The sequence below is a fragment of the Kitasatospora albolonga genome (genome assembly GCF_039535905.1).
GTDB classification, from domain to species: Bacteria; Actinomycetota; Actinomycetes; order Streptomycetales; family Streptomycetaceae; genus Kitasatospora; species Kitasatospora albolonga.
The window spans coordinates 98476-122400 of the sequence record NZ_BAAAYB010000149.1 but is presented as its reverse complement, the minus strand read 5'-3'; the positions used below and the strand labels follow the sequence as shown (position 1 = coordinate 122400).

22 protein-coding genes and 1 tRNA gene are annotated in these 23925 nt (G+C 71.5%); 1 reads left to right on the top strand and 22 read right to left on the bottom strand.

Annotated elements, in window-relative coordinates; all coding sequences use genetic code 11:
- Positions 1-125: 125 nt before the first annotated feature.
- The 20 genes from ABD946_RS36995 to ABD946_RS36900 all read right to left on the bottom strand — a co-directional run bounded on the left by ABD946_RS36995 (position 126) and on the right by ABD946_RS36900 (position 21831).
- The gene (locus ABD946_RS36995) at positions 126-941 is read right to left on the bottom strand and encodes a F0F1 ATP synthase subunit delta (RefSeq protein WP_345290110.1); all 816 of its coding nucleotides are present in this window, start codon (positions 939-941) and stop codon (positions 126-128) included.
- Positions 938-1507: a F0F1 ATP synthase subunit B gene (locus ABD946_RS36990; RefSeq protein ID WP_345290109.1), complete on the bottom strand. Its 570-nt coding sequence runs from the start codon at positions 1505-1507 to the stop codon at positions 938-940. Before ABD946_RS36990 ends, ABD946_RS36995 begins: the two co-directional genes overlap by 4 nt.
- 47 nt (positions 1508-1554) lie before the next feature.
- Positions 1555-1788: an ATP synthase F0 subunit C gene (gene atpE / locus ABD946_RS36985; RefSeq protein WP_345290108.1), complete on the bottom strand. Its 234-nt coding sequence runs from the start codon at positions 1786-1788 to the stop codon at positions 1555-1557.
- Positions 1789-1872: 84 nt separating this feature from the next.
- The gene (atpB, locus tag ABD946_RS36980; protein ID WP_345290107.1) at positions 1873-2703 is read right to left on the bottom strand and encodes a F0F1 ATP synthase subunit A; all 831 of its coding nucleotides are present in this window, start codon (positions 2701-2703) and stop codon (positions 1873-1875) included.
- A 261-nt stretch (positions 2704-2964) separates the two neighbouring features.
- On the bottom strand, positions 2965-3390 hold the full coding sequence (locus ABD946_RS36975) for a Cg1360 family ATP-synthase-associated protein (protein WP_345290105.1): 426 nt from the start codon (positions 3388-3390) through the stop codon (positions 2965-2967).
- 301 nt (positions 3391-3691) lie between these two features.
- Positions 3692-4984 carry an MraY family glycosyltransferase gene (locus ABD946_RS36970; protein WP_345290104.1) on the bottom strand — a complete coding sequence of 431 codons (1293 nt, stop codon included), beginning with the start codon at positions 4982-4984 and terminating at the stop codon, positions 3692-3694.
- 191 nt (positions 4985-5175) lie between these two features.
- Positions 5176-6435: a serine hydroxymethyltransferase gene (locus ABD946_RS36965; RefSeq protein WP_345290103.1), complete on the bottom strand. Its 1260-nt coding sequence runs from the start codon at positions 6433-6435 to the stop codon at positions 5176-5178.
- A gap of 126 nt (positions 6436-6561) precedes the next feature.
- The gene (locus tag ABD946_RS36960) at positions 6562-7203 is read right to left on the bottom strand and encodes an arsenate reductase/protein-tyrosine-phosphatase family protein (RefSeq protein WP_345290250.1); all 642 of its coding nucleotides are present in this window, start codon (positions 7201-7203) and stop codon (positions 6562-6564) included.
- A gap of 47 nt (positions 7204-7250) precedes the next feature.
- Positions 7251-7898, bottom strand: a complete 648-nt coding sequence (locus tag ABD946_RS36955; protein ID WP_345290101.1) for an L-threonylcarbamoyladenylate synthase — start codon at positions 7896-7898, stop codon at positions 7251-7253.
- A 128-nt stretch (positions 7899-8026) separates the two neighbouring features.
- Complete coding sequence (gene prmC, locus ABD946_RS36950; protein WP_345290100.1) at positions 8027-8893, bottom strand: peptide chain release factor N(5)-glutamine methyltransferase; 867 nt, start codon at positions 8891-8893, stop codon at positions 8027-8029.
- A gap of 18 nt (positions 8894-8911) precedes the next feature.
- The gene (prfA, locus tag ABD946_RS36945; RefSeq protein ID WP_345290099.1) at positions 8912-9988 is read right to left on the bottom strand and encodes a peptide chain release factor 1; all 1077 of its coding nucleotides are present in this window, start codon (positions 9986-9988) and stop codon (positions 8912-8914) included.
- A gap of 115 nt (positions 9989-10103) precedes the next feature.
- Positions 10104-10331, bottom strand: a complete 228-nt coding sequence (gene rpmE, locus ABD946_RS36940) for a 50S ribosomal protein L31 (protein ID WP_345290098.1) — start codon at positions 10329-10331, stop codon at positions 10104-10106.
- A gap of 146 nt (positions 10332-10477) precedes the next feature.
- On the bottom strand, positions 10478-11572 hold the full coding sequence (locus ABD946_RS36935) for an LCP family protein (RefSeq protein WP_345290096.1): 1095 nt from the start codon (positions 11570-11572) through the stop codon (positions 10478-10480).
- A gap of 160 nt (positions 11573-11732) precedes the next feature.
- Positions 11733-13826 (bottom strand): transcription termination factor Rho, encoded by a 2094-nt coding sequence (gene rho / locus ABD946_RS36930; RefSeq protein WP_345290095.1) that lies wholly within the window; start codon positions 13824-13826, stop codon positions 11733-11735.
- Between the two features lie 534 nt (positions 13827-14360).
- Positions 14361-15278 (bottom strand): homoserine kinase, encoded by a 918-nt coding sequence (thrB, locus tag ABD946_RS36925; protein WP_345290094.1) that lies wholly within the window; start codon positions 15276-15278, stop codon positions 14361-14363.
- Positions 15279-15581: 303 nt separating this feature from the next.
- Positions 15582-16667, bottom strand: a complete 1086-nt coding sequence (gene thrC, locus ABD946_RS36920) for a threonine synthase (RefSeq protein ID WP_345290093.1) — start codon at positions 16665-16667, stop codon at positions 15582-15584.
- 8 nt (positions 16668-16675) lie between these two features.
- Positions 16676-18016 carry a homoserine dehydrogenase gene (locus ABD946_RS36915; protein WP_345290249.1) on the bottom strand — a complete coding sequence of 447 codons (1341 nt, stop codon included), beginning with the start codon at positions 18014-18016 and terminating at the stop codon, positions 16676-16678.
- A gap of 147 nt (positions 18017-18163) precedes the next feature.
- Positions 18164-19555: a diaminopimelate decarboxylase gene (lysA, locus tag ABD946_RS36910; RefSeq protein ID WP_345290091.1), complete on the bottom strand. Its 1392-nt coding sequence runs from the start codon at positions 19553-19555 to the stop codon at positions 18164-18166.
- 80 nt (positions 19556-19635) lie between these two features.
- Entirely contained in the window at positions 19636-21297 is a 1662-nt protein-coding gene (gene argS, locus ABD946_RS36905; RefSeq protein ID WP_345290090.1) for an arginine--tRNA ligase, read from the bottom strand.
- 108 nt (positions 21298-21405) lie between these two features.
- Positions 21406-21831 (bottom strand): response regulator, encoded by a 426-nt coding sequence (locus ABD946_RS36900; RefSeq protein WP_345290089.1) that lies wholly within the window; start codon positions 21829-21831, stop codon positions 21406-21408.
- Between the two features lie 148 nt (positions 21832-21979).
- Between ABD946_RS36900 and ABD946_RS36895 the strand changes: the two genes are divergently transcribed.
- Positions 21980-22051: transfer RNA gene (locus tag ABD946_RS36895), tRNA-Arg, on the top strand.
- 120 nt (positions 22052-22171) lie between these two features.
- Here the strand turns inward: ABD946_RS36895 and ABD946_RS36890 are convergent.
- Positions 22172-23032 carry a trypsin-like serine peptidase gene (locus ABD946_RS36890; RefSeq protein ID WP_345290088.1) on the bottom strand — a complete coding sequence of 287 codons (861 nt, stop codon included), beginning with the start codon at positions 23030-23032 and terminating at the stop codon, positions 22172-22174.
- A 141-nt stretch (positions 23033-23173) separates the two neighbouring features.
- Positions 23174-23878, bottom strand: a complete 705-nt coding sequence (locus tag ABD946_RS36885; RefSeq protein WP_345290087.1) for an ABC transporter ATP-binding protein — start codon at positions 23876-23878, stop codon at positions 23174-23176.
- Between the last annotated feature and the right edge of the window lie 47 nt (positions 23879-23925).

The following is a 23925-nucleotide window of genomic DNA, read 5'->3' as shown; positions in this document are numbered from 1 at the left end:
GATCCTCGGCCCGCCATTGAGGGCCGCAAGTATTCGACTCTCGGCCGGGTCGTGCGAACCGGCCGTACGTTTTGCCGGCTCCTGCGGAACCGGTTCCCGACCGAGGGTCGGATGGTGCTGGTGCGTCAGCCTTCGAGGGCCTGGCGAGCGCCTTCGAGGCGGCTCGACACGGTGCCGTCGATGATCTCGTCACCGATCTGCACCTTCACACCGCCCTGGACCGTGGGGTCCACGTCGATGTTCAGGTGCACCTGGCGGCCGTAGAGCCGACCCAGCGAGTTCGCCAGGCGGTCCTTCTGACCGTCCGTCAGCGGAACGGCGGTGGTGACCAGGGCCACCACACGGTCCCGCCGGGCGGCGGCGAGCTTCGAGTAGGACTCGAGGCCCTGCTCCAGGCTACGTCCGCGCGGGTTGGTGACCAGAGCGGTGACCAGACGGGCGGTGCCCGCGTTGGCCCGGCCGCCGAGCAGCTTCTTGATCAGCTCCGCCTTGGCGGCGCCGCCGGCCTTCGGCTCGGTCAGGGCGCTGCGCAGCTCGTGCGAGCCGCTGACGATCCGTCCGAAGCGGAACAGCTCGTCCTCGACGTCGTCCAGCTGGCCGGCCTTGTCGGCCGCGATGACCTCGGCGTAGGCGCCGAGCTCCTCGACCGCGTCGACCAGGTCGCGGCCGCCGGACCAGCGGGACCGGACCAGGCCGGACAGCAGGTCGACGGTCTCGCCGGACACCTGGCCGCCGAGCAGCGTGGTGACGAACTGAGCCTTGTCCTGACCGTCCCGCGAGGGGTCGGTCAGCACCCGGCGCAGCGAGACCTCGCGGTCCAGCAGCGCCGTCACGGCGGTGAGCTCCTCGGCCAGCTTGGCCGCGTCCACCGAGGTGGCGTCGGTCAGGCTCTCGAGGTTCTTCCGGCCGGCGGCCAGGGCCTCACGGCTGGCGCCGATCACTTGGACGCACCCTGGGCCGCAGAGGCCTTGGCCTCCAGGTCGTCCAGGAAGCGGTCGATCACGCCGCTCTGCCGGGCGGAGTCCTCGAGGGACTCGCCGACGATGCGGGAGGCGAGCTGCGCGGCGAGCGAGCCGACGTCCTGACGCAGGACCGCGGTGGCCTGCTTCTTGTCCGCGTCGATCTGCGCGTGACCGGCGGCGACGATGGCCTCGCGCTGACGCTGGCCCTCCTCGCGCATCTCGGCGATCAGGGCGGCGCCCTGCTCACGAGCCTGCTCGGTGATGCGAGCGGCCTCGTGACGCGCCTCGGACAGCTCGGCACGGTACTGCTCAAGCAGGGCCTGGGCCTCGGCCTGAGCAGCGTCCGCGCGCTCCATGCCGCCCTCGATCGCGTCCCGGCGGTCCGCCAGCACCTTCTCGATGCTGGGCAGGAGCTTCTTGCCGAGGATGCCGAAGACGATGAAGAAGCAGAGCAGGCCGATGACGATCTCGGGCCACGCGGGCAGCAGGGGGTTCATCTTCTCCCCCTCCTCCGCCGCGAGGAGGAGAGCCACGGAGGCGCTCATATCTGAACCTTTCGTCGAAAAGGGCTACGACAGGTAATTACGGAGAATTACTTGCCGGCGCCGAAGACGAACGGCATGACGATGCCGATGAGGGCGAGCGCCTCGGTCAGCGCGAAGCCGATGAACATGTTGGAGCGGATCAGGCCGGCAGCCTCGGGCTGACGGGCCATGGCCTGCACACCGTTGCCGAAGATGAGACCGACGCCGATGCCGGGGCCGATCGCGGCGAGGCCGTAACCGATGGAGGCGACGGAACCGTAGACCTCAGCGAGCTGCGACATTTCATGTCCTTTGCGGGGTGGTGAGCCGGTGGTGGTTGGCCACCGGGCGATCTTGGGGAGTGAGCAGCCGAGCGGCTGCCGGGCTCAGTGCGCCTCTTCGAGGGCACCGGCGATGTAGCTGCTGGCGAGCATCACGAAGATGTAGGCCTGCAGGAACTGGACCAGCAGCTCGAAGGCGGTCAGGCCGATGGTCACCACGAAGGAGACCGAGCCGTACAGCGCGCCGATGCTCGGGCTGAGCAGGTACCAGGAGGCGATGGAGAACATCACGATCAGCAGGTGGCCCGCGAACATGTTCGCGAAGGCTCGGACCGCGAGCGTGAAGGGGCGCACGAAGATGTTCGAGAAGAACTCGATCGGCACCAGGATGAACATGACCCAGCCGGGGATGCCCGACGGCCAGCAGAGGTTCTTGAACCCGCCCACGAAGCCGTGGGTCTTGAAGGTCAGGAACATGTAGGTGAACCAGACCACGGCCGCCAGGCCCGCGGGGAAGGCGATCGCCGACATCACCGGGAACTGCGCGAACGGGATGATCGACATGATGTTCATGATCCAGATGAAGAAGAACATCGAGACCAACATCGGGACGTACTTCTCGCCCTTTTTGCCGATCGTCTCCAGGACGATGGACCGCTTGACGAAGTCGTAGCCGATCTCACCGACCAGCTGCAGCTTGCCCGGGAGCAGCTTCGGCTTGGCGAACGCGGCCCAGAAGAACGCGATCACCAGGAAGGCGCAGATGAACGCCAGCAGCATCGGCTTGTTGAACTCGACGCCACCGACCGTGAAGATCGGCTTGAACTGGAACTCGTTCAGACCCGGGGCAGGGAAGCCGCAACCGGAGAACAGGTGGCACCCGGCCTCAGAGGCGAGCTGCTTCACGTCAGCAGACACCACAGACTCCTTCGTCATGACGCATGGTTACGGCAACCTCGGTGTGTCGGCGTGGCCTTCGACCACGGTGCGGCACTGGAACTTGGGGATCTCGCCGACCCGGCGCGGCATCCTCGGGAGCCGCGGGATCGTTGAAGACTGTCTGAGCCCGGGGGGCGATCCGTCCGTCAGGCGGAGGGACCTGGCCGCTTCCCGTACTCGTTCGTCGCGACGGACGATAGCAGTCCGTCAGGAGGGCATAAACACCGCCCCCCTCGTGCGAGGGACAGGCAGGCCGGCTCACGGCTTGTCGTCCTTCTTCGCCGAGGAGTTGGTCTCCACGTAGTAGAGCTTGGCCTTCATCCCGGCGCGGACCTGGAAGCCTGTCCAGATCAGAACGCAGCCGAGCAGCGTGAAGGCGAACGCCTTGGTGTCGAAGAGCGTCGTGTTCTTGAACACCGCGAGCACGATGCCGACCAGCAGGATCTGCGTGGTGTACACCAGCAGCGCGCCGGCCATCAGCATGTGCGGGTTGTTCCTGGTCAACCGGTCCAGCGCGACCTGGCCGAAGGCGAAGAACGCCAGCACCAGCAGGGTCGCGAAGAGGGCACCGATCAACCCCTTGCTGCCCACCACCACCGTGGAGATCACGGTGGCGACGGCCCCGGCGACCGCAGTGGGGATTGCGGCGCCGCGGAGGGGGATCCGGGCGTCGTGGGACGGCATGTCGGCAACTCCGGCGGCATGTCGAGAACGGGGGACGGCGCTTGGGACGCGGTGTGGGACCGTACCGAGAACGTCCAGCCGCTGACCTGGCCGCCCGACGGCGAGCCCGTCGAGGAAGCCTGACCAGGGACGGAAGTCCTCCACCTGTCAGGTCTTTCGGCGCGTACTCGGTACTCGTGAACGGTATCACAAACTATTTGATTAGAGCTTTACCATGCGGGTGTGGTACCTGTCACACCAAGGGAGCAACGGTGCCGCCGTACGGGTGACGGCAGTTGACGCCCCGTCAGGGAACGCGTCGTCAGCCCTGCCCGCCGTGACGGGCCCCGCCGACCGCGGTGGCACCGGTGCCGAGCCGGCCCAGCAGCTCCTCGTCCTCCGCGGACAGCGCCACCTCGGCCGAAACCTCCGTGACCTGCGGCTCGGGAGCCTTCCGGTACCGGGGCGGCACGAAGGCCTGCACCGCACGCGGGGCCCGCGGCCGGAAGCGCGGCATCAGCAGCACCACGATGCCGAGCAGGCAGAGCCCCGCCATCCCGAGCACCAGGGCACGCCCGCGGCCGGGGACGGAGAAGGCGACGGTGCCGAAGGCGATCAGGGCGGCCCAGAAGTACATGATCAGCACGGCCCGGCTGTGCGAGTGGCCGACCAGCAGCAGCCGGTGGTGCAGGTGCTGCTTGTCCGCCGCGAACGGCGACTTGCCCGCCCAGGTGCGGCGGACCACCGCGAGCAGCAGGTCGGCCAGCGGCAGCGCGATCACGGTCAGCGGCAGCAGCAGCGGGATGTAGATCGGCACCAGCTCGTGCACGGTGGCGGTCTGCGAACCGGTCTGGGCGGTGATCAGGTCGGGGTCGACGCGGCCGGTGATGGAGATGGCGGCCACCGCCAGCATCAGGCCGAGCATCATCGAGCCGGAGTCGCCCATGAAGATCCGGGCCGGGTGCAGGTTGTGCGGCAGGAAGCCCAGGCACATCCCGATCAGCACCGCGCTGAACAGCACCGCGGGGGCGGCATCGTTGATGCCGTAGCCGTACCAGAGCCGGTACGAGTAGAGGAAGAACGCCATCGCGGCGATGCAGACCATGCCGGCCGCCAGGCCGTCCAGGCCGTCGATGAAGTTCACCGCGTTCACCATGACCACCACCAGGGTGACCGAGATGATCATGCCCATGGTGGGGGTGACCGCCACCGGGCCGATGCCCGGCACCGGGATCGAGATCACCGTGACGCCCTGCCAGACCATCACGCCGGCCGCGATCATCTGACCGCCGAGCTTCACCAGGGCGTCCACGCCCCACTTGTCGTCCAGCACGCCGAGCAGCCACATGATGCCCGCCCCGGCGAGCAGCGCCCGGATGTCCGCCGCCTGGATGAACAGGCCGCTCAGCTTGGTGAGTTGGGAGGCCACCAGCAGGCCCGCGCAGAGCCCGCCGAACATCGCGATGCCACCGAGGCGGGGGGTCGGCTCGCGGTGCACGTCGCGCGCCCGGACCGGCGGCATGGCGCCGGCCAGGATGGCGAACTTCCGCACCGGGCCGGTCAGCAGGTAGGTGACGGCCGCGGTGACGAACAGCACCAGCAGATACTCACGCACCACTGGCCTCCGGTGTGACGGTCTGACGGTCGGATACCGAAGGTACCCCCGTGGCTGCCCGGGTTTCGAGGTGCGTCGTCGTCACGGAGCACACCTTATTGAGTCGGACGCGCCGCGTGTGCACCGCGGTTCGCCTTACCGGGTGCCCGATCCGGGAAACAGCCCCGGATCGCCCTGGATCCGGCGCCCCGTCAGCTCCGCGCGAGCTCCCCGGCGATGGCCCGCACCCGCGCCCCGACCGCCGGATCGGGGCCCGCCGTGAGCAGCCGCCCGATGAGTCCGCCCAGCTCGGCCATGGTCTCGACGGCCATCCCCTGGGCCGCCGCGGCGCCGGTGCCGAGCCGGATGCCGGAGCCAACCGCGGCGGGCGCCGGGTCGTACGGGAGTGCGCACTTGCCGAGCACCAGTCCGGCGGCCGCGCAGCGGCGTTCGGCCTCCAGGCCGGTCAGGCCGAGCGGACCGACGTCCGCGGTCACCAGGTGGGTGTCGGTCCCGCCGGTCAGCGGTGCGGCCCCCGCCAGGCCCAGCTCCCGGGCCAAGGAGCGCGCACCGTCCACCGCACGCCGCAGGTACACCCCGAACTCCGGCGTGTCCGCCTGCGCGAACGCCACCGCCTTGGCCGCCACCTCGTTCATCGCCGCCCCGCCCTGGCTGAACGGGAAGACCGCCCGGTCCACCCGCTCGGCCAGCTCCTCCCCGCACAGCAGCAGCCCGCCGCGCGGCCCGCGCAGCAGCTTGTGGGTGGCCGCCACGGTGACGTCCGCGTACGGCACCGGCGAGGGCGCCAGGCCGGCCGCCACCAGACCGGTGACCTGGGAGACGTTGGCGATCAGGTAGGCGTCCACCTCGTCGGCGATCTCCCGGAAGGCCCGCCAGTCCAGGTGCCGGGGGTAGGAGATGCCACCCGCGATGATCGCCTTGGGACGGTGCAGCCGGGCCAGTTCGCGCACCTGCTCGTAGTCCACCAGGTGGTCCTGCTCGTGGACGCCGTAGCCGATGAAGTCGAACCAGCGGCCGGAGAAGTTCGCCTTGGAGCCGCAGCTCAGGTGCCCGCCGTGCTCCAGCGACATCGCCAGCACCACGTCACCGGGCCGCAGCAGCGCCGCGTACGAGGCCAGCACCGCCGAAGTGCCGGACCGGGGCTGGACGTTGGCGTGCTCGGCGCCGAACAGCCGCTTGGCCCGGTCCACCGCGAGCAGCTCGGCGGCGTCCGCCAGCGAGCAGCCGGCGTGGTGGCGGCGGCCCGGGTAGCCCTCGGCGTACTTGTCCACCAGCGGCCCGGACAGCGCCGCCAGCACCGCCCGGCTGGTCAGGTTCTCCCCCGCCAGGAGCTGGATCGTCTCGGCCCTGCGCCCGGCCTCGGCGGCCAGCAGGTCGGCCATCTGAGGGTCCGCCAGCCGCAGCGCGGCGGGCGCCTCCCAGGAGAGCTGCACATCGGAGGTGACGGTCATGGGGTGCTCCCGGGCGGCGGCGCGGTGGGGCGGCACCACCAGCGTAGGACGGGCCGCACCCGACGGCCCGTCAACGCACCCAACCGGGCCTCGCCCGGCCGGGGGACCCCCGCGGCGGCGGCAGCGTCAGCGGGCCACGCCGGTCAGCGCCGTCACCACCGGGTCGAGGGCGTCGAATATCTCCTCGCCGCAGTTGCGGAACATCCCGATCGGCGCGCCGTACGGGTCGTCCACCTCGTCCGACTCCGGGGAGGAGGCCAGCAGCCAGCCGCGCAGCGCGGCGGCCGAGCGCACCAGCGCCCGGGCCCGCTCGGTGGCCTGGGCGCCGCTGCGCGGGTCCGGCAGGGTGGACGGGTCGATCCGCCGCACCAGCCGGGTGAACTCCTTGATGGTGAAGGTGCGCAGGCCCGCCGCGTGCCCCATCGAGATCACCTGGGCGCGGTGGTCCAGGGTGGCGGTCAGCACCAGGTCCGCGTCGATCACGTGCTCGTCGAGCAGCTCGCGCCCGGCGAAGTTGTCCGAGGCCACCCCGTACTCACCGAGCACGGTGGCGGCGTGCGCCTCCATCGGCGCGCCCTCGTGCCCCCACGTCCCGGCGCTCTCCACCACGAACCGGCCGGCCGCCACCGCGGCCAGCCGGGCGTCCAGCTCGTGCCGGGTCAGCCGCTCGGCGATCGGCGAGCGGCAGACGTTGCCGGTGCAGACGAAGAGGATGCGGAAGGTGTCCAGCGGCCGGGGCGCGACGGTGACGTAGCCGGGCCCGGGCAGCGCACCGCCGGGTATGGCGGCGTCGGCCCCGTACAGCGAGGCCGCTGTCAACTGCCGGCCTCCAGGTCGGGGACGACCTCCCTCAGCTGCTCGGCGCTGATCGCGCCGGCCCGCAGCAGGACCGGGACCTTGCCCGTGACGTCGACGATGCTGGACGCCTGGCCGAAGTCGGCGTTGCCGCCGTCCAGGTAGACGGCGACCGAGTCGCCGAGCTGGTTGTAGGCGTCGTCGCAGGTGGACGGCGAGGGGCCGCCGGTCTTGTTGGCGCTGGAGACGGCCATCGGGCCGACGTTGTTCAGCAGCTCCAGCGCGACGGGGTGCAGCGGCATCCGGACGGCCACCGTGCCCCGGGTGTCGCCCAGGTCCCAGCGCAGCGAGGGCTGGTGCTTGGCGACCAGGGTCAGCCCGCCCGGCCAGAACGCGTCGACCAGCTCCCAGGCCTGCTCGGAGAAGTCGGTGACCAGCCCGTGCAGCGTGGTCGGCGAGCCGACCAGCACCGGGGAGGGCATGTTCCGGCCGCGGCCCTTGGCGTCCAGCAGGTGCGAGACCGCCTCCGGGCTGAAGGCGTCCGCGCCGATGCCGTAGAGCGTGTCGGTCGGCAGCACCACCAGCTCGCCCCGGCGGACCGCCGAAGCGGCCTCGCGCAGCCCGGTCTCGCGGTCGGCTGCGTCTGCGCAGTCGTAGCGGCGGCTCATCGGTGCGGTCCCCTCTCGGAAAGCTGACAGGTCGTCAAAAGCGGCGTCACAGCGAGGCCTTGCGGGCCGTGGTGCCGTGCTCGATGGTCACAACGACGCCCTTCGGGCTGTTGTGCTGTGCCCGACTGTCACAACGACGCCCTTCGGGCTGTTGTGAAGCGTGGCCGGTTGTTGAGGTCCCGGTGGTCGGCGGCGTCGGTCCAGCCGCTCTCCTCGCGGAACACCCACGGCACCTGGCCGCCCTGGGTGTCGGCGTGCTCGATGACCACCACTCCCCCGGGCCGCAGCAGGCGGGCGGCCACCCGCTCGATGCCGCGGATCGCGTCCAGGCCGTCCTCGCCGGAGAACAGCGCCATCTGCGGGTCGTGGTCGCGGGCCTCGGGTGCGACGTACTCCCACTCGGTGAGCGGGATGTACGGCGGGTTGGAGATCACCAGGTCGAAGCGGCCGTCCCAGGAGCGGTCGTCCTCGAAGGCGCGGGTGGCGTCGCCCTGGTGCAGCACCACGCGGGCCCGGTCGGAGCTGGCCTCGACGTTGCGCCGGGTGTAGGCGAGTGCGCCCTCGTCCAGCTCGAAGGCGTGCACGGTGGAGCGCGGCAGCTCCTGCGCCAGGGCGAGCGCGATGGCGCCGGAGCCGGTGCACAGGTCGACCACCAGCGGCTCGGCCACGTCCATGTCGCGGACGGCGTCTATGGCCCACTCGACCACGGTCTCGGTCTCCGGCCGGGGCACGAACACCCCGGGGCCGACCTCCAGCTCCAGGTAGCGGAAGAACGCCCGCCCGGTGATGTGCTGGAGCGGCTCGCGCGCCTCACGGCGCGAGACGGCCTCCCAGTACCGGGCGTCGAAGTCGCCGTCCTTCACCGTGTGCAGCTGGCTGCGCTTGACGTTGTGGACGTGGGCGGCGAGCTCCTCCGCGTCGAAGCGCGGCGACGGCACCCCGGCCGCGGCCAACCGCTGGGTGGCCTGGGCCACCTCGGCGAGCAGCAGGTTCATCCGTCCACACCCCTCGGGTCAGTTCTCCTGCGCGGCGGCCAGCTTGGCCGCCGCGTCGGCGTCCACGCAGGACTGGATCACCGCGTTGAGCTCGCCGTCCAGCACCTGGTCCAGGTTGTACGACTTGAAGCCGGTGCGGTGGTCCGAGATGCGGTTCTCCGGGAAGTTGTACGTCCGGATGCGCTCCGAGCGGTCCACCGTGCGGACCTGGCTGCGCCGGGCGTCCGAGGCCTCCTGCTCGGCCGCCTCCTGCGCGGCGGCGAGCAGCCGCGAACGCAGGATGCGCATGGCCTGCTCCTTGTTCTGCAGCTGGCTCTTCTCGTTCTGGCAGGACGCCACGATACCGGTCGGCAGGTGGGTGATCCGGACCGCCGAGTCGGTGGTGTTGACGGACTGCCCGCCCGGGCCGGAGGAGCGGTAGACGTCGATCCGCAGGTCGTTGGCGTGGATCTCCACCTCGACCTCCTCGGCCTCCGGGGTGACCAGCACGCCCGCCGCCGAGGTGTGGATGCGGCCCTGCGACTCGGTGGCCGGGACGCGCTGCACCCGGTGCACGCCGCCCTCGTACTTGAGCCGGGCCCAGACGCCCTGGCCGGGCTCGGCGTTCCCCTTGGTCTTCACGGCGACCGAGACGTCCTTGTAGCCGCCGAGGTCGGACTCGTTGGCGTCGATGATCTCGGTCTTCCAGCCGACCCGCTCGGCGAACCGCAGGTACATCCGGAGCAGGTCCCCGGCGAACAGCGCGGACTCCTCGCCGCCCTCGCCGGCCTTGACCTCCAGGATGACGTCCTTGTCGTCATTGGGGTCGCGCGGCACCAGCAGCAGCCGCAGCTCCTCCGTCAGCTCGCCCTGGCGGACCTCGGACGCCTTCACCTCGGCGATGAAGTCCGAGTCCTCGGCGGCCAGTTCACGGGCCGCGACGATGTCCTCGCCGGCCTGCCTCCAGGCCAGGTACGTCCGGGTGATCGGGGTCAGCTCGGCGTACCGCTTGGCCAGCTTGCGGGCGTTGGCCTGGTCGGCGTGGACGGCGGGGTCGGCCAGCCTCGCCTCGAGGCCGGCGTGCTCGACGAGGAGCTCTTCGACTGCCTCGAACATCGGGTGGGCCTACTTCCGGGTGGTGGGGGATGCTGCGAGAAGGGGAGGGACGCGAACGGCGCCGGTCCGGACGCACCCCCGAAGGGGCGCGACCGGAACCGGCGCCGTACGGACGCTAGTCGTCCTGCTTGACCGAGAGCTTCTTGCCGAAGCGGGCCTCGAAGCGGGCGACACGGCCACCGGTGTCCAGGATCTTCTGCTTGCCGGTGTAGAACGGGTGGCACGCGGAGCAGACCTCGGCGCGAATGACGCCGGAAGTCTCGGTCGAACGAGTGGTGAACTCGTTGCCACAGGTGCAGGTGACGTGCGTGACCACGTACTCGGGGTGAACGTTGGGCTTCAAGGGGATCTCCTAGTGATCGGGAGGGCACCGGGTCGGCGGCTGACAGCCGCACGTGAACCGGGACCGACGGACCAGTCTGCCAGGACTGGGCGCATCTTCCCAAACCGGGTTGCACCCCCGGGTATTCCGGCTCCGCCGGGAAGGCCTCAGCGCTTGGCCCGGGAGGCCTTGGGGGTCGCGGACGGGGTGGCCTGGGCCGGGTTGGCGGGCTGCTCGGCCAGGACCGACGCGGGCACCGGCTGGTCGTTCTTCAGCGCCGTCCAGAGCTGGGCGGCCCGGGGCTCGGCCGGGATCACCCGGTTCGGGTCGCTGGGGGCGGTGACGACCGGCAGGGTGACCATGCTCAGCTCGTCCGGGCCGATGCCCTTGAGGCTCTCGGCCAGGCCCGTCAGCGCGCTCACCGAGGCCAGGTCGGAGTCGGTGGTGACGGACTTGGTGAGCTTGTCCGCCACCGAGAACAGCTTGGCCGGGTTGGTGGTCAGCCCCAGGCTCTTGGTCTGGGCGAGGATCGACTTCACCATCTGCTTCTGCAGCTCGATCCGGCCCAGGTCACTGCCGTCGCCGACCCCGTGCCGGGTGCGGACGAAGGCCAGCGCCTGCTCGCCGCCCAGGTGGTGGGCACCGGCCTCCAGGTGCAGGCCGCTGTCCTTGTCGTCGATCGGCACCGTGGTGGTCACGTCCACCCCGCCGATCGCGTCGATCAGGCCCGCGAAGCCGGCGAAGTCGATCTCGACGTAGTGGTCCATCCGCAGCCCGGTGAGCTGCTCGGTGGTCTTCACGGCGCAGGCCGGGCCGCCCGCCTCGAAGGCGGAGTTGAACATCGCGCTCTTCGCGGCGGGGACGGTCTTGCCGTCCTTGGCGGTGCAGGCGGGGCGGGACACCAGGGTGTCCCTGGGTATCGAGACCACCTGCCCGGCGGTGTGGTCCTGGTTGACGTGGACCACCATCGCGGTGTCGGAACGGGCGGTGCCGTCCGTGTTCCCGCCCGCGAGGTTCCCGTTGGCGCCGCCCCGGGAGTCGGAGCCCAGCACCAGGACGTTGAAGGAGCCGTCGGTCGAGGCGGGCGGGCGGGAGGCGCCCAGCTGGGCGTTGATGTCGACGCCCTTGATGTTCCCGTTCAGCTTCCAGTACGCGTACCCGGCGGCGCCGCCGCCCAGCACCAGCAGCCCCGCGACGCTGCACACCACGGTCCGTCGTAGTCGGACCTTGCGGGAGACGACCCTGCGTCGGTGCTCGGCCATATCGCCTCTCGTCCTCACTCTCAGGGGGGCTCTGGTCGGTATGACCTCAATCCGAGCATAAGCGAACCGAATACCGATAAGTCCCTTTCTTAGAACTGCCTGAGAAGACGCGAGGACCCCGGGTCGCGGTTGCGTCCCGGGGTCCTCGGAGTGCGGATCGTCAGTCGCCGGAGCCCGGCGTGCTCTTGGCGATCTGCATCAGGAACTCGGCGTTGCTCTTGGTCTGCTTGAGCTTGTCCAGCAGCAGCTCCATGGCCTGCTGCGAGTCGAGCGCGTGCAGCACGCGGCGGAGCTTCCAGGTGATCGCGAGCTCCTCGCTGCCCAGCAGGATCTCGTCCTTGCGGGTGCTGGAGGCGTCCACGTCCACGGCCGGGAAGATGCGCTTGTCCGAGAGCTTGCGGTCGAGCCGGAGCTCCATGTTGCCGGTGCCCTTGAACTCCTCGAAGACGACCTCGTCGGCGCGCGAGCCGGTCTCCACCAGGGCGGTGGCGAGGATGGTCAGCGAGCCGCCGTTCTCGATGTTGCGCGCGGCGCCGAAGAACTTCTTCGGCGGGTAGAGCGCGGTCGAGTCGACACCACCGGACAGGATGCGGCCGGAGGCCGGCGCCGCCAGGTTGTAGGCGCGGCCGAGGCGGGTGATCGAGTCCAGCAGGATGACCACGTCGTGGCCCAGCTCGACCAGGCGCTTGGCGCGCTCGATGGCCAGCTCGGCGACGACGGTGTGGTCCTCGGCCGGGCGGTCGAAGGTCGAGGAGATGACCTCGCCCTTGACCGACCGCTGCATGTCGGTGACCTCTTCCGGACGCTCGTCGACCAGGACGACCATCAGGTGGCACTCGGGGTTGTTGGTGGTGATCGCGTTGGCGATCGACTGCATGATCATCGTCTTGCCGGTCTTCGGCGGGGCGACGATCAGACCGCGCTGGCCCTTGCCGATGGGCGAGACCAGGTCGATGATCCGGGTGGTCAGGATGCCCGGGTCGGTCTCCAGCCGCAGGCGCTCCTGCGGGTAGAGCGGGGTCAGCTTGCCGAACTCCGGGCGGTTGCGCGCCTGGTCCGGGTCGGTGCCGTTGACGGAGTCCAGCCGCACCATGGCGTTGAACTTCTCGCGGCGCTCGCCGTCGCGCGGCTGGCGCACCGCACCGGTGATGGCGTCACCCTTGCGCAGGCCGTTCTTGCGGACCTGGGCGAGCGAGACGTAGACGTCGTTCTGCCCCGGCAGGTAGCCGGAGGTCCGGACGAAGGCGTAGTTGTCGAGGATGTCCAGGATGCCCGCGACCGGGATCAGGACGTCGTCGTCGTTGACCTGCACCTCGGCCGGGCCGGCCTCGAAGCCGTCGCGGCGGCCGCTGCGGCCGCGGCGGTCGCGGTAACGGCCCCGGCGGCCGCGGCGGCCGTCGCCGAACTCGTCGTCGTCGAAGCCGCCCTGGGCGACCTGCGGCTGCGACTGCGGCTGTGCGGCGGGCTGACGGCTCTGCTGCTGGCCGCCGTCCTGCTGCTGGGTCTGCTGCCCGCCCTGCTGGCGGTCACCGCGCTCGGCGCGGTCCCGGCGGTTGCGGCGCTCGCGGCGGGACTCGCGGCCCTCGCCGTCCTGGCCCTCGGCCACCTCGGTGCGCTCGCCACCCTCGCGGCGGTCGCGCCGGTCACGGCGGTCGCGGCGGGTCTCGGTGCGCGCCTCGCCGTCGGCAGTGCGGGTCTCGGTCCGGGCCTCGGCGACCACGGTGCCGGACTCGGCGGCCTCGGCGGCCGGAGCGCCGGCGGCCGAGGTGGCCCGGCGGCGGGTGCGCTCGGTCCGGGCCGGGGCGGCACCGGTCTCGGCGGCGGCCTGCACCGGGATCTCGATCTGGGCCTGCGGCTCGGCGGCCGGAGCCGCGGCGGCGGCCTTGGCCGTGCGGCGGGCGGCCCGCGGCGGAGCCTGCTCGGCGGCCGGAGCGGCCTCGGCGGCGGGCGCCTCGGCAGCGGCGGCGGCCTTGGTGGTCCGCTTGGCCGGCGCGGCGGCGGGCGCGGCGGCACCGGCGAGCAGCGGGTCTCCGCCGCTCTTCTCCTTGATGGCCTCGATCAGCTGGCTCTTGCGGAGGCGTCCGGTACCGCTGATCCCGAGGGTCGAGGCGAGCTTCTGCAGCTCGGCCAGGACCAGGCCGTCCAGGCCCGCGGCGGCGGTACGACGGCGCCGCGCCGGGGCCGCGGGGGCGTTGGCCGCGTCCGACGCCTCGGCGTCCGGGCGCGCGCCCATCAGATCGGTGGAGTCGCTCACTAAGGGTCCTTCCCTGGAGCGGACGTCGGCCTGTCTGGCTCGGCGACCGGTTGTGCTGTCCTGACCAACGCTCGACTGCGTCGGTCCGAGGCGGTGATCCCCCGAATGGCTCTGCCAATCGGGGAAGAGCTGCGATGTGCACGGTGGTGCGAAGTGGCGCGGGCCGGGCTTCGTGCCGACCCCGCTGCCCGCGATTCCCGGGCCCCCGTCGCGTCACGGCGACCGGGCCCCATCCGGGCGCGGTGCTACGTGGGAGGCCGCGGGAGGGAGTCAGGTGCCGTCACGGCTTCGGGATACGGCCGCATCCGCGCAGGCAGGCTGCGTACGCGCTGCGGAGGGGTCCCGGAGGATCGTGGTCCCGTTCGGCCACGGCCCCACTCGTGCGGACTGGCCGCAGCTGTGGGAGGGCGGGATCGGGACGCGGCGCACCGCACCCCGGAGGGCATCTGGTGCAGCAATGAGGTTAACACTACCGACCCCCTGACACATTCCCCGGCCCTGTTCTCGTCAATCGTGTCCGCGCGGGCGAACCGCTCAGCCGTCCAGCGGGAGCACCTGGGCGCCGGTGGCGTCCAGGTCCAGCCGGTGCGCGGCGAAGTCCGGGCCCGCGAAGGAGAGCAGCTTCTCGGCTCCGGCCTCGTCCGCCAGCGCCAGCACCGTGGGGCCGGCTCCGGAGATGACGGCGGGCACGCCCTCGGCGCGCAGGGCGCCCACCAGGGCGGCGCTGCCGGGCATGGCGGAGGCGCGGTAGTCCTGGTGCAGGCGGTCCTCGGTGGCGGCGAGCAGCAGTTCCGGACGGTTCGTCAGGGCCTCGACGAGCAGGGCCGCGCGGCCCGCGTTGACGGCCGCGTCACCGAGCGGGACGGTCTTGGGCAGCAGGCCGCGGGCGGTCTCGGTGAGCACCTCGGTGGAGGGGATGAAGACCACCGGGACGACCCGGGAGGACGGCTCCAGGCGGACGGCCTTGGCCGACTCCTCGTCCGTCCAGGCGATGGTGAAGCCGCCGCGCAGGCAGGCCGCGACGTTGTCGGGGTGGCCCTCCAGCTCGGAGGCGAGGGCCAGCAGGGCGTCGTCGTCCAGGGCGGACGGGCCGCCGATGGTGACGGCCCGGGCGGCCACGATGCCCGCGCAGATGGCCGCGGAGGAGGAGCCGAGGCCCCGGCCGTGCGGTATCCGGTTGGCGCAGACGACCTCCAGGCCGCGCGGCTGGCCGCCGAGGCGGTCGAAGGCGGCGCGCATCGAACGGACCATCAGGTGCCGTTCGTCGCGCGGCAGGGAGTCCGCCCCCTCGCCCGCGATGTCCACCGAGAGGCCGCTGTCGGCCACCCGGACCACCACGTCGTCGTACAGGCCGAGGGCGAGTCCGAAGGCGTCGAAACCGGGGCCGAGGTTGGCACTGGTCGCGGGGACCCGGACCCGGACGGCGGCAGCACGGAACGCGGGACCAGCCATGGTGGTGGGACTCTCCTGAGGGATGACGGCCCGGTTGGGGGGCGGGCCTGCGGTGGTACGTGTGCGGGGCCTGAGGTCGGCGCCCCCGGCGGGCGGCGCGTCCGCACGCGGCACGGCCCGCTGGATCCAGACTATCGAAGAGAGGTTCCACAGCGGTACACCCCGCACCCCTCCGATCTGCCGTGTTGCCGGATCTGGCCGGAAAGCGTGCCGTTCCTGACGGCACGCGATCAGGTGCGGGAGCCCGTCGACGACGCGGACGGGCCACCCCCCGAAAGGGGCGGCCCGTCCGTTGACGCGGTGTCAGTCCAGCAGCCCCAGACGGCGGGCGGCCGCCTCGGGGTCGATCGGGACGATCTGCGGCTGCGGCGCGCCGGCCACCGCCCAGTCCGGATCCTTGAGGCCGTTGCCGGTCACGGTGCAGACGATCCGCTGGCCCGGGTCGACCAGGCCGGCCTCCGCCTTGGCCAGCAGGCCGGCCACCGAGGCGGCCGAGGCGGGCTCCACGAAGACGCCCTCCTGGGAGGCCAGCAGCCGGTAGGCGGACAGGATCTGACGGTCCGTCACCTTGTCGATGAGGCCGCCGGAGTCGTCCCGGGCGGCCAGCGCGTAGTCCCAGGAGGCCGGGTTGCCGATCCGGATCGCGGTGGCGATGGTCTGCGGCTTGAGCACCGGGGCGCCGTCCACGATGGGGGCCGAGCCGGACGCCTGGAAGCCCCACATCCGCGGGGTGCGGGCGGCGAGGCCGTCCTTGGCGTACTCGGTGTAGCCCTTCCAGTAGGCGGTGATGTTGCCCGCGTTGCCGACCGGCAGGACGTGGATGTCCGGGGCGTCGCCGAGCATGTCGACGATCTCGAAGGCGGCGGTCTTCTGGCCCTCGATGCGCACCGGGTTCACCGAGTTGACCAGGGCGACCGGGTACTTCTCGGAGAGTTCACGCGCCAGGGTGAGGCAGTCGTCGAAGTTTCCGTCCACCTGGAGGATCTTCGCGCCGTGCACCAGGGCCTGGCCCATCTTGCCGAGCGCGATCTTGCCCTGCGGCACCAGCACGGCGGAGACCATCCCGGCCCGCACCGCGTACGCCGCGGCGGAGGCCGAGGTGTTGCCGGTGGAGGCGCAGATGACGGCCTGGGCGCCGTCCTCCTTGGCCTTGGAGATCGCCATGGTCATCCCGCGGTCCTTGAAGGAGCCGGTCGGGTTGGCGCCCTCGACCTTGAGGTAGACCTCGCAGCCGGTGCGCTCGGAGAGGACCTGGGCCGGGACGAGCGGCGTGCCGCCCTCCAGCAGGGTGACGACGGGGGTGGCGGCGGTGACCGGCAGACGGTCGCGGTACTCCTCGATGAGCCCGCGCCACTGGTGGGTGTGACCGCTCTGGACTACGGCGTTCATGGTGCTTCCTACTCCCCTTCAACCCGCATGATGCTGGCCACGCCGCGCACGCTGTCGAGTGCGCGGAGCTTGTCGACCGTCGCCGACAGCGCGGCGTCGGTGGCGCGGTGGGTGACCACGACGAGCGAGGCGTCGCCCGCCCGTCGCCCGCCACCACCCTCAACGGAGGCGACTTCGTCGCCGCCCACGCTGCGGCCCTGCTGGCGGACGGTGTCGATGGACACCCCGTGATCGGCGAAGACGGTGGCGACCTGCGCCAGCACGCCCGCCCGGTCGTCCACGTCCAGGCTGACGTGGTACCGGGTGATCACCTGGTCCATCGGCTTGGCCGGCAGCTGGCTGTAGACCGAGTCGCCCGGGCCGGTGGCCCCGTTGAGCTTGTTGCGGCAGACCGCGACCAGGTCGCCGAGCACCGCCGAGGCGGTCGGCGCGCCGCCGGCGCCCGGGCCGTAGAACATCAGCCGGCCGGCCGCCTCGGCCTCCACGAAGACCGCGTTGTACGCCTCGCGGACCGAGGCCAGCGGGTGGCTGAGCGGGATCATCGCCGGGTGCACCCGGGCGGTGACCGACTCGCCGTCGGCGGCCCGCTCGCAGATGGCCAGCAGTTTGACCACGCAGCCCATCTCCTTGGCGGAGGCGATGTCGGCGGCGGTGACCTCGGTGATGCCCTCGCGGTAGACGTCCGCGGCGGTGACCTCGGTGTGGAAGGCGATGCCGGCCAGGATCGCGGCCTTGGCGGCGGCGTCGAAGCCCTCCACGTCGGCGGTCGGGTCGGCCTCGGCGTAGCCGAGCGCGGTGGCCTCCTCCAGCGCCTCGGAGTACCCGGCGCCGGTGGAGTCCATCTTGTCCATGATGAAGTTGGTGGTGCCGTTGACGATCCCGAGCACCCGGTTCACCTTGTCGCCGGCCAGCGACTCGCGCAGCGGGCGGATCAGCGGGATGGCACCGGCGACGGCGGCCTCGTAGTAGAGGTCCACGCCGGCCGCGGCGGCCGCCGCGTGCAGCTCGGTGCCGTCCTTGGCGAGCAGTGCCTTGTTGGCCGAGACCACCGAGGCGCCGTTCTCGAAGGCCTTGAGGATCAGGCTCTTGGACGGCTCGATCCCGCCGACCACCTCGATCACCACGTCGATGTCGCCGCGGCCGACCAGGGCCTCGGCGTCGGTGGTGAGCAGCTCCTCGGGGACCCCGGCGCGGGCCCGGCCGGCCCGGCGGACCGCGATGCCGGCGAGCTCGACCGGAGCGCCGATCCGCGCGGCGAGGTCGGCGCTGTGCGTCGTCATGATGCGCGCCACCTCGGAGCCCACCACACCACAGCCCAGCAACGCCACCTTCAGCGGGCGCGTACGCATCATCCGACTCCGCTCTGCTTTCTCGGGGATTCCGGCGGGCTCCATGGTCGGCGGTTGCCGCTGCCCGCAGGGTATTCGGTCCGTACCAGTCTCCGGGACCAGCCGCACGGATCTACGGCCGGTCCAGGATCTGAGACGAGGATTTCTCTATCCGATATCGAGACGCAGGAGATCCTCCTCCGTCTCGCGCCGGACGATCACCCGGGCCGAGCCGTCCCTGACGGCCAGCACGGGGGGCTTGAGGGCGTGGTTGTAGTTGCTCGCCATCGAGCGGCAGTAGGCGCCGGTCGCGGGGACGGCGATCAGGTCCCCGTCCGCCAGGTCGGCGGGCAGGAAGGCGTCGCGGACCACGATGTCGCCGGACTCGCAGTGCTTGCCGACCACCCGGACCAGCATCGGCGCGGCCTCGCTGGTGCGGGAGACCAGGGCCACCGAGTACTCGGCGTCGTACAGGGCGGTGCGGATGTTGTCCGACATCCCGCCGTCGACGCTGACGTAGGTGCGCAGTCCGTCGAGGGGCTTGATCGTACCGACCCGGTACAGGGTGAACGCGGTCGGCCCGACGATCGCCCGGCCCGGCTCCACGCTCAGGCGCGGCGCGGTCAGCCCGGCGGCCGCGCACTCCCGGCGGACGATGTCCGCCAGCGAGGCGGCGATCTCGGCCGGCGTGCGCGGGTCGTCCTCACTGGTGTACGCGATGCCCAGGCCGCCGCCCAGGTCGATCTCGGGCAGCTCCACCCCGTGCTCGTCCCGGACCTCGGCCAGCAGGCCGACCACCCGGCGGGCGGCCACCTCGAAGCCGGCCGTGTCGAAGATCTGCGAGCCGATGTGGCTGTGGATGCCGCGCAGCTCCAGGCTCGGGTGGGCGAGGGTGCGGCGCACCGCCTCGGCGGCCCGGCCGCCGTTCAGCGAGAGGCCGAACTTCTGGTCCTCGTGCGCGGTGGCGATGAACTCGTGGGTGTGCGCCTCGACGCCGACCGTCACCCGGATCAGCACCGGCTGCCGGACGCCCAGGCGCTCGGCCACCGCGGCCAGCCGCTCGATCTCCTGGAAGGAGTCCAGCACCACGTGGCCGATCCCGGCCTTGAGCGCCTGCTCCAGCTCCTCGACGGTCTTGTTGTTGCCGTGCAGCGCGATCCGCTCCCCCGGCATCCCGGCCGCCAGCGCCACCGCCAGCTCGCCCGGGCTGCACACGTCGAGGTTCAGCCCCTCCTCGTGCAGCCAGCGCACGATCGCCTTGGAGAGGAAGGCCTTGCCCGCGTAGTAGACGTCCGCCCCGGGCCCGAAGGCGTCCCGCCAGGCCCGGGCCCGCTCGCGGAAGTCGGCCTCGTCCATCACGTACGCCGGGGTGCCGTGCTCCGCCGCGATCGCTTTCACGTCCAGCCCGCCGACGGTGACGGCGCCGTCGGCGCCGCGCGCGACAGTGGACGACCAGACCTTCGGGTCCAGCGCGTTGAGGTCGGCCGGGGGCGCCAGGTAGTGGCCCTCGGGCAGCACGTCCCCGTGGCGGGGACCGGCGGGGTGGGCGGAGCGGCTCATCTGCTTTTCCTTACGAGGAGGGGCGGTGACGCGTCCTGACGGACCGTCACCGCCCCCTGGGTTCTCGGGGGTTGGTGCGTCTACATCCGCTCGGGCGTCGATACGCCCAGGAGCGTCAGGCCGTTGGCGATGACCGTGCGCGTGGCGTCGGCCAGCCAGAGGCGGGCGTGCGTGAGGTCGGTGACCTCCTCGTCGCCCTTGGGCAGGATCTGGCAGTTGTCGTAGAACCGGTGGTAGTCGCCGGCCACTTCCTCCAGGTAGCGGGCCACGTGGTGCGGCTCGCGGTACTGGCCGGCCTGGGCCAGCACCCGCGGGAACTCGCCGAGCTGGCCGAGCAGGGCGCGCTCCCACTCGGTGGAGAGCAGCTCGGGCTTGAAGCCCTCGGCCGAGGCCTTGGCGATGCCCTTCTGCTCCGCGTTCCGCTGCACCGAGCACATCCGGGCGTGCGCGTACTGGACGTAGAAGACCGGGTTCTCGTTGGTCTGGCTGGTCAGCACGTTGATGTCGAGCGTGATGGTCGAGTCGGTGGGGTAGCGCACCAGCGAGTAGCGGGCGGCGTCCACGCCGATCCACTCGACCACGTCGTCGATCGTGATGATGTTGCCCGCCCGCTTGGACATCCGGACTTCCTGCCCGTCCCGGACCATCTTCACGAACTGACCGATCATCACCTCGATGTTCTTGTCCATGTCGTCGCCCGCGCAGGCGGCGATGGCCTTGAGGCGGTTGACGTAGCCGTGGTGGTCGGCGCCGAGCATGTAGACCGAGACCTCGCTGCCGCGGTCCCGCTTGCTCAGGTAGTAGGCGGCGTCGGCGGCGAAGTAGGTGGTCTCGCCGTCGGCCTTGATCAGGACGCGGTCCTTGTCGTCGCCGAAGTCGGTGGTGCGCAGCCAGATCGCACCCTCCTGGTCGAAGACGTGGCCCTGCTCGCGCAGCCGCTCGATGGACTTCTCCACCGCGCCGGAGTCGTGCAGGGTCTTCTCGGAGAACCAGGTGTCGAAGTGGGTGCCGAACTCGTCCATCGAGCGCTTGATCTCGGCGACCATCAGGTTGAGGCCCTCGGTGCGGAACACCTGGACCTGCTCGTCCTCCGGGAGGTCGAGCACACCGGGGACGTTCTCCACCAGGACCTTGGCGATGTCGACGATGTACTCGCCGACGTAGCCGTCCTCCGGCGCGGGCCGGCCATTGGCGGCGGCCTGCAGCGAGGCGGCGAACTTGCCGATCTGCACGCCGGCGTCGTTCAGGTAGTACTCGGTGGTCACCTCGGCGCCGGTCGCCTTGAGCACCCGGGCCAGCGAGTCGCCGACCGCGGCCCAGCGGACGCCGCCGATGTGGATCGGGCCGGTCGGGTTCGCCGAGACGAACTCCAGGTTGATCTTCAGACCCTTGAGCGCGTCGTTCCGGCCGTACGCCGGGCCGGCCACGACGATGCTCCGCGCCAGCTCGCCACGGGTGGCGTCCTCCAGCGTGATGTTGAGGAAGCCCGGACCGGCGATGTCCACCTTCGACACACCGGCGATCTCTCGGAAACGCCCGGCCAGCGCCTCCGCGACGGCTCGCGGCGGCTTGCCGGCCGGCTTCGCGAGCTGGAGGGCCACGTTGGTGGCGTAGTCGCCGTGGTCCCTGTTCTTGGGCCGTTCGATCGTCACGTGCTCGGGCACGGCGACGGTCAGCTCGCCCGCCTCGATGGCGGCGCTCACTGCGGCCTGGACTGCCTGGGAGAGATCTGCGGGTGTCACGGGCCCCAGCCTAGGCGAGAGGGGGCCGGGGGCCGCACCTGGTTTGCCGGTTGAGACGTGCGCGCCGCGACCGCGTTCGCTCTCGGCGAACGCCCCGCCCTGCTTCCCCTACTCCCCGAACCCGTGCGCGAACCGCTGCCGCCGGCCCGGGTCGCTCACCTTCATCGCCATCAACCGGCGCACCAGCGCCACCAGATCGGCCGGGTCGAAGGGCTTGCCCAGGTACCCGTCCACCCCCACCGACTGGCCCTGCCTCAACTCGGCCGGGGCGCAGGCGCTCACGATCGCGATCGGCAGCCGCGCGGTGGCCGGCGCCGCCCGCAGCCGGGCCGCCGTCTTCAGCCCGTCGAGCCTCGGCATCATCACGTCCAGCGTCACCACGTCGGGCGCCACCCGGCGGACCACCTCCAGGCACTCCGCACCGTCGGCGGCGGTCACCACCTCGAAGCCCTCAAGCTCCAGGTTGACTCTGATCAGCTGGCGGATCACCTCGCTGTCGTCCACCACGAGGACCCGCCCGGAGGCTCCGGACACCTCACCGAGGGTAGCCGCGCACCCACCCGCCCGTCCGGCCTTTTCCCCACATCCGTCTCACCTTCCGCCGGCCCCCTCCCAAACCCGTGCACGGACCACTCCCCCGACCTGGTAACGTTCTCTCCGTCGCCACAAGGGGACACAGCAGGCCCCCGTAGCTCAGGGGATAGAGCACCGCCCTCCGGAGGCGGGTGCGCAGGTTCGAATCCTGCCGGGGGCACTTCGCAAGAAGTGCCACAGAGGCCCAGATTGACCATCGGTCAGTCTGGGCCTTCGTCATGTTCCGGGTCTTGGGGCGCGCAGCGCGGGTGTCCCGGATTCCTCTGCCGGTGACGGGGGGTCAGCCGGCGACTTCCCGGTAGAGGTTCTGGAGGTCGGGGCCGAGGGCGGGGCTGTAGGAGGTGTCCTCGGTGTCGCCGCCCTGTTGGTGGCCGCCGATGATGCCGATGAGGTGGCCGGTGGTGGTGTCGATGAAGGGGCCGCCGCTGGTGCCGCCGGGGTAGGAGGGGCAGTCGATGCGGCGTTGGGTCGGGGACTGGGCGGTGGTGGTGTTGGTGCAGAGCAGCGGGGTGTCGGTGCGGGCGGGGTAGCCGTAGAGGCGGGCGGTGGCGGCGAGGGGGGCCGCGAAGTCGACCGGGGTGCCGCCGAGGACGGACTCGATGGTGCGGCCGGTGGTGGGGTCGGGGGCGATCTCGAGCAGGGCGAAGTCCTCGTCCGGGTCCTCGGAGTCCTGCCAGGCCTCGGTGGCGTGGACGGCGGTGACGCGCCAAGTGCCGTACGGGGCTTCGCCGTTGCGGTAGGCGGGGGTGAAGGTGACGCCTTCGGCGGTGTCCAGGCAGTGGGCGGCGGTGACGGCCAGGGTGCCGCCGGGGCTGTCGATGACGCTGGCCGTGCAGAAGTGGTGGCCGCCGGAGGAGAGGACGCCGACGCGGTCGGCCTCGGGGCCGGACGGTGCGGTGGAGGTGGTGCCGTACACGACGGCGACGGGGGCGGGAGACGGCGCGGGGGTGGGGGAGGGCACGGGCGCGGGGGCGGGCGAGGAGGGCGGGTCGGCCTCGGGGACGGTGACCGCCTCCGCGGCGGTGAGGGCCTGCGGGGTGGGGGCGGTCTCCGGGGGCGTCGCGTTGCGCGCGGCGGCGGGCGTGACGGCGAGCAGCAGGCTGAAGGCGGCGGCCAGGCCGAGGCGGTGCCAGAGGTTCAAGGCTGCGCTCCTGCCGAGAGGGGTCCGGGGGTTCCCACCTTGGGCTGCGGTTCTGAGGATCGGATGATCCACCGCCTTGAAGAGCCTGGGAATCCCCCGGACGGAACCTGGGAGCGACTACCTGAGGTCGGTCACGCGGCGTCAGTCCACCACCGCGGGTTCGACGATGCGGCCGTCGTGGAGTTCGAGGACGCGGTCGGCCTGGGACATCAGGGTCGGGTCGTGGGTGGCGACCAGGGCGGTGACGCCCTGGGAGTGGACGACGGCGCGCAGGAGGTCCATGACGGCGAGGCCGGTCTCGGAGTCGAGCTGGCCGGTGGGCTCGTCGGCGATGATCAGGGCGGGGTCGTTGGCGAGGGCGCGGGCGATGGCGACGCGTTGCTGCTGGCCGCCGGAGAGTTCGGAGGGGAGCTGGTCGGCGTGGCCGGCCAGGCCGACCAGGGCGAGGAGGGTGTGGACGCGCTCCTCGCGTTCGGCGGCGGGCAGCCGCCGCAGCCGCATCGGGACGCCGACGTTCTCGGCGGCGGTGAGCACCGGCAGCAGGCCGAAGGACTGGAAGACGAAGCCGATGCGGTCGCGCCGCAGGGCGAGCCGGCCGTTCTCGTCGAGCGCGGAGAGGTCGGTGCCGTCGATGACGATGCTTCCGCCGGTGGCGCTGTCGAGGCCGCCGACGAGGTTGAGCAGCGTGGTCTTACCGGAACCGGACCTGCCCTTCAGGGCAGTGAGTTCCCCCCGTTCGGCCATAAAGGAAACGCCCCTAAGGGCATGCACCTCATTGGCCCCGCTGCCGAAGCTCCGTCGCAGGTCAGAGACCTGGACCATGGGCCCGGACTGGTTCTCCGTCATTTCGGCATCCCCCAGAGAGTGTGACGAGGGAAGAATTCTGCCCATCA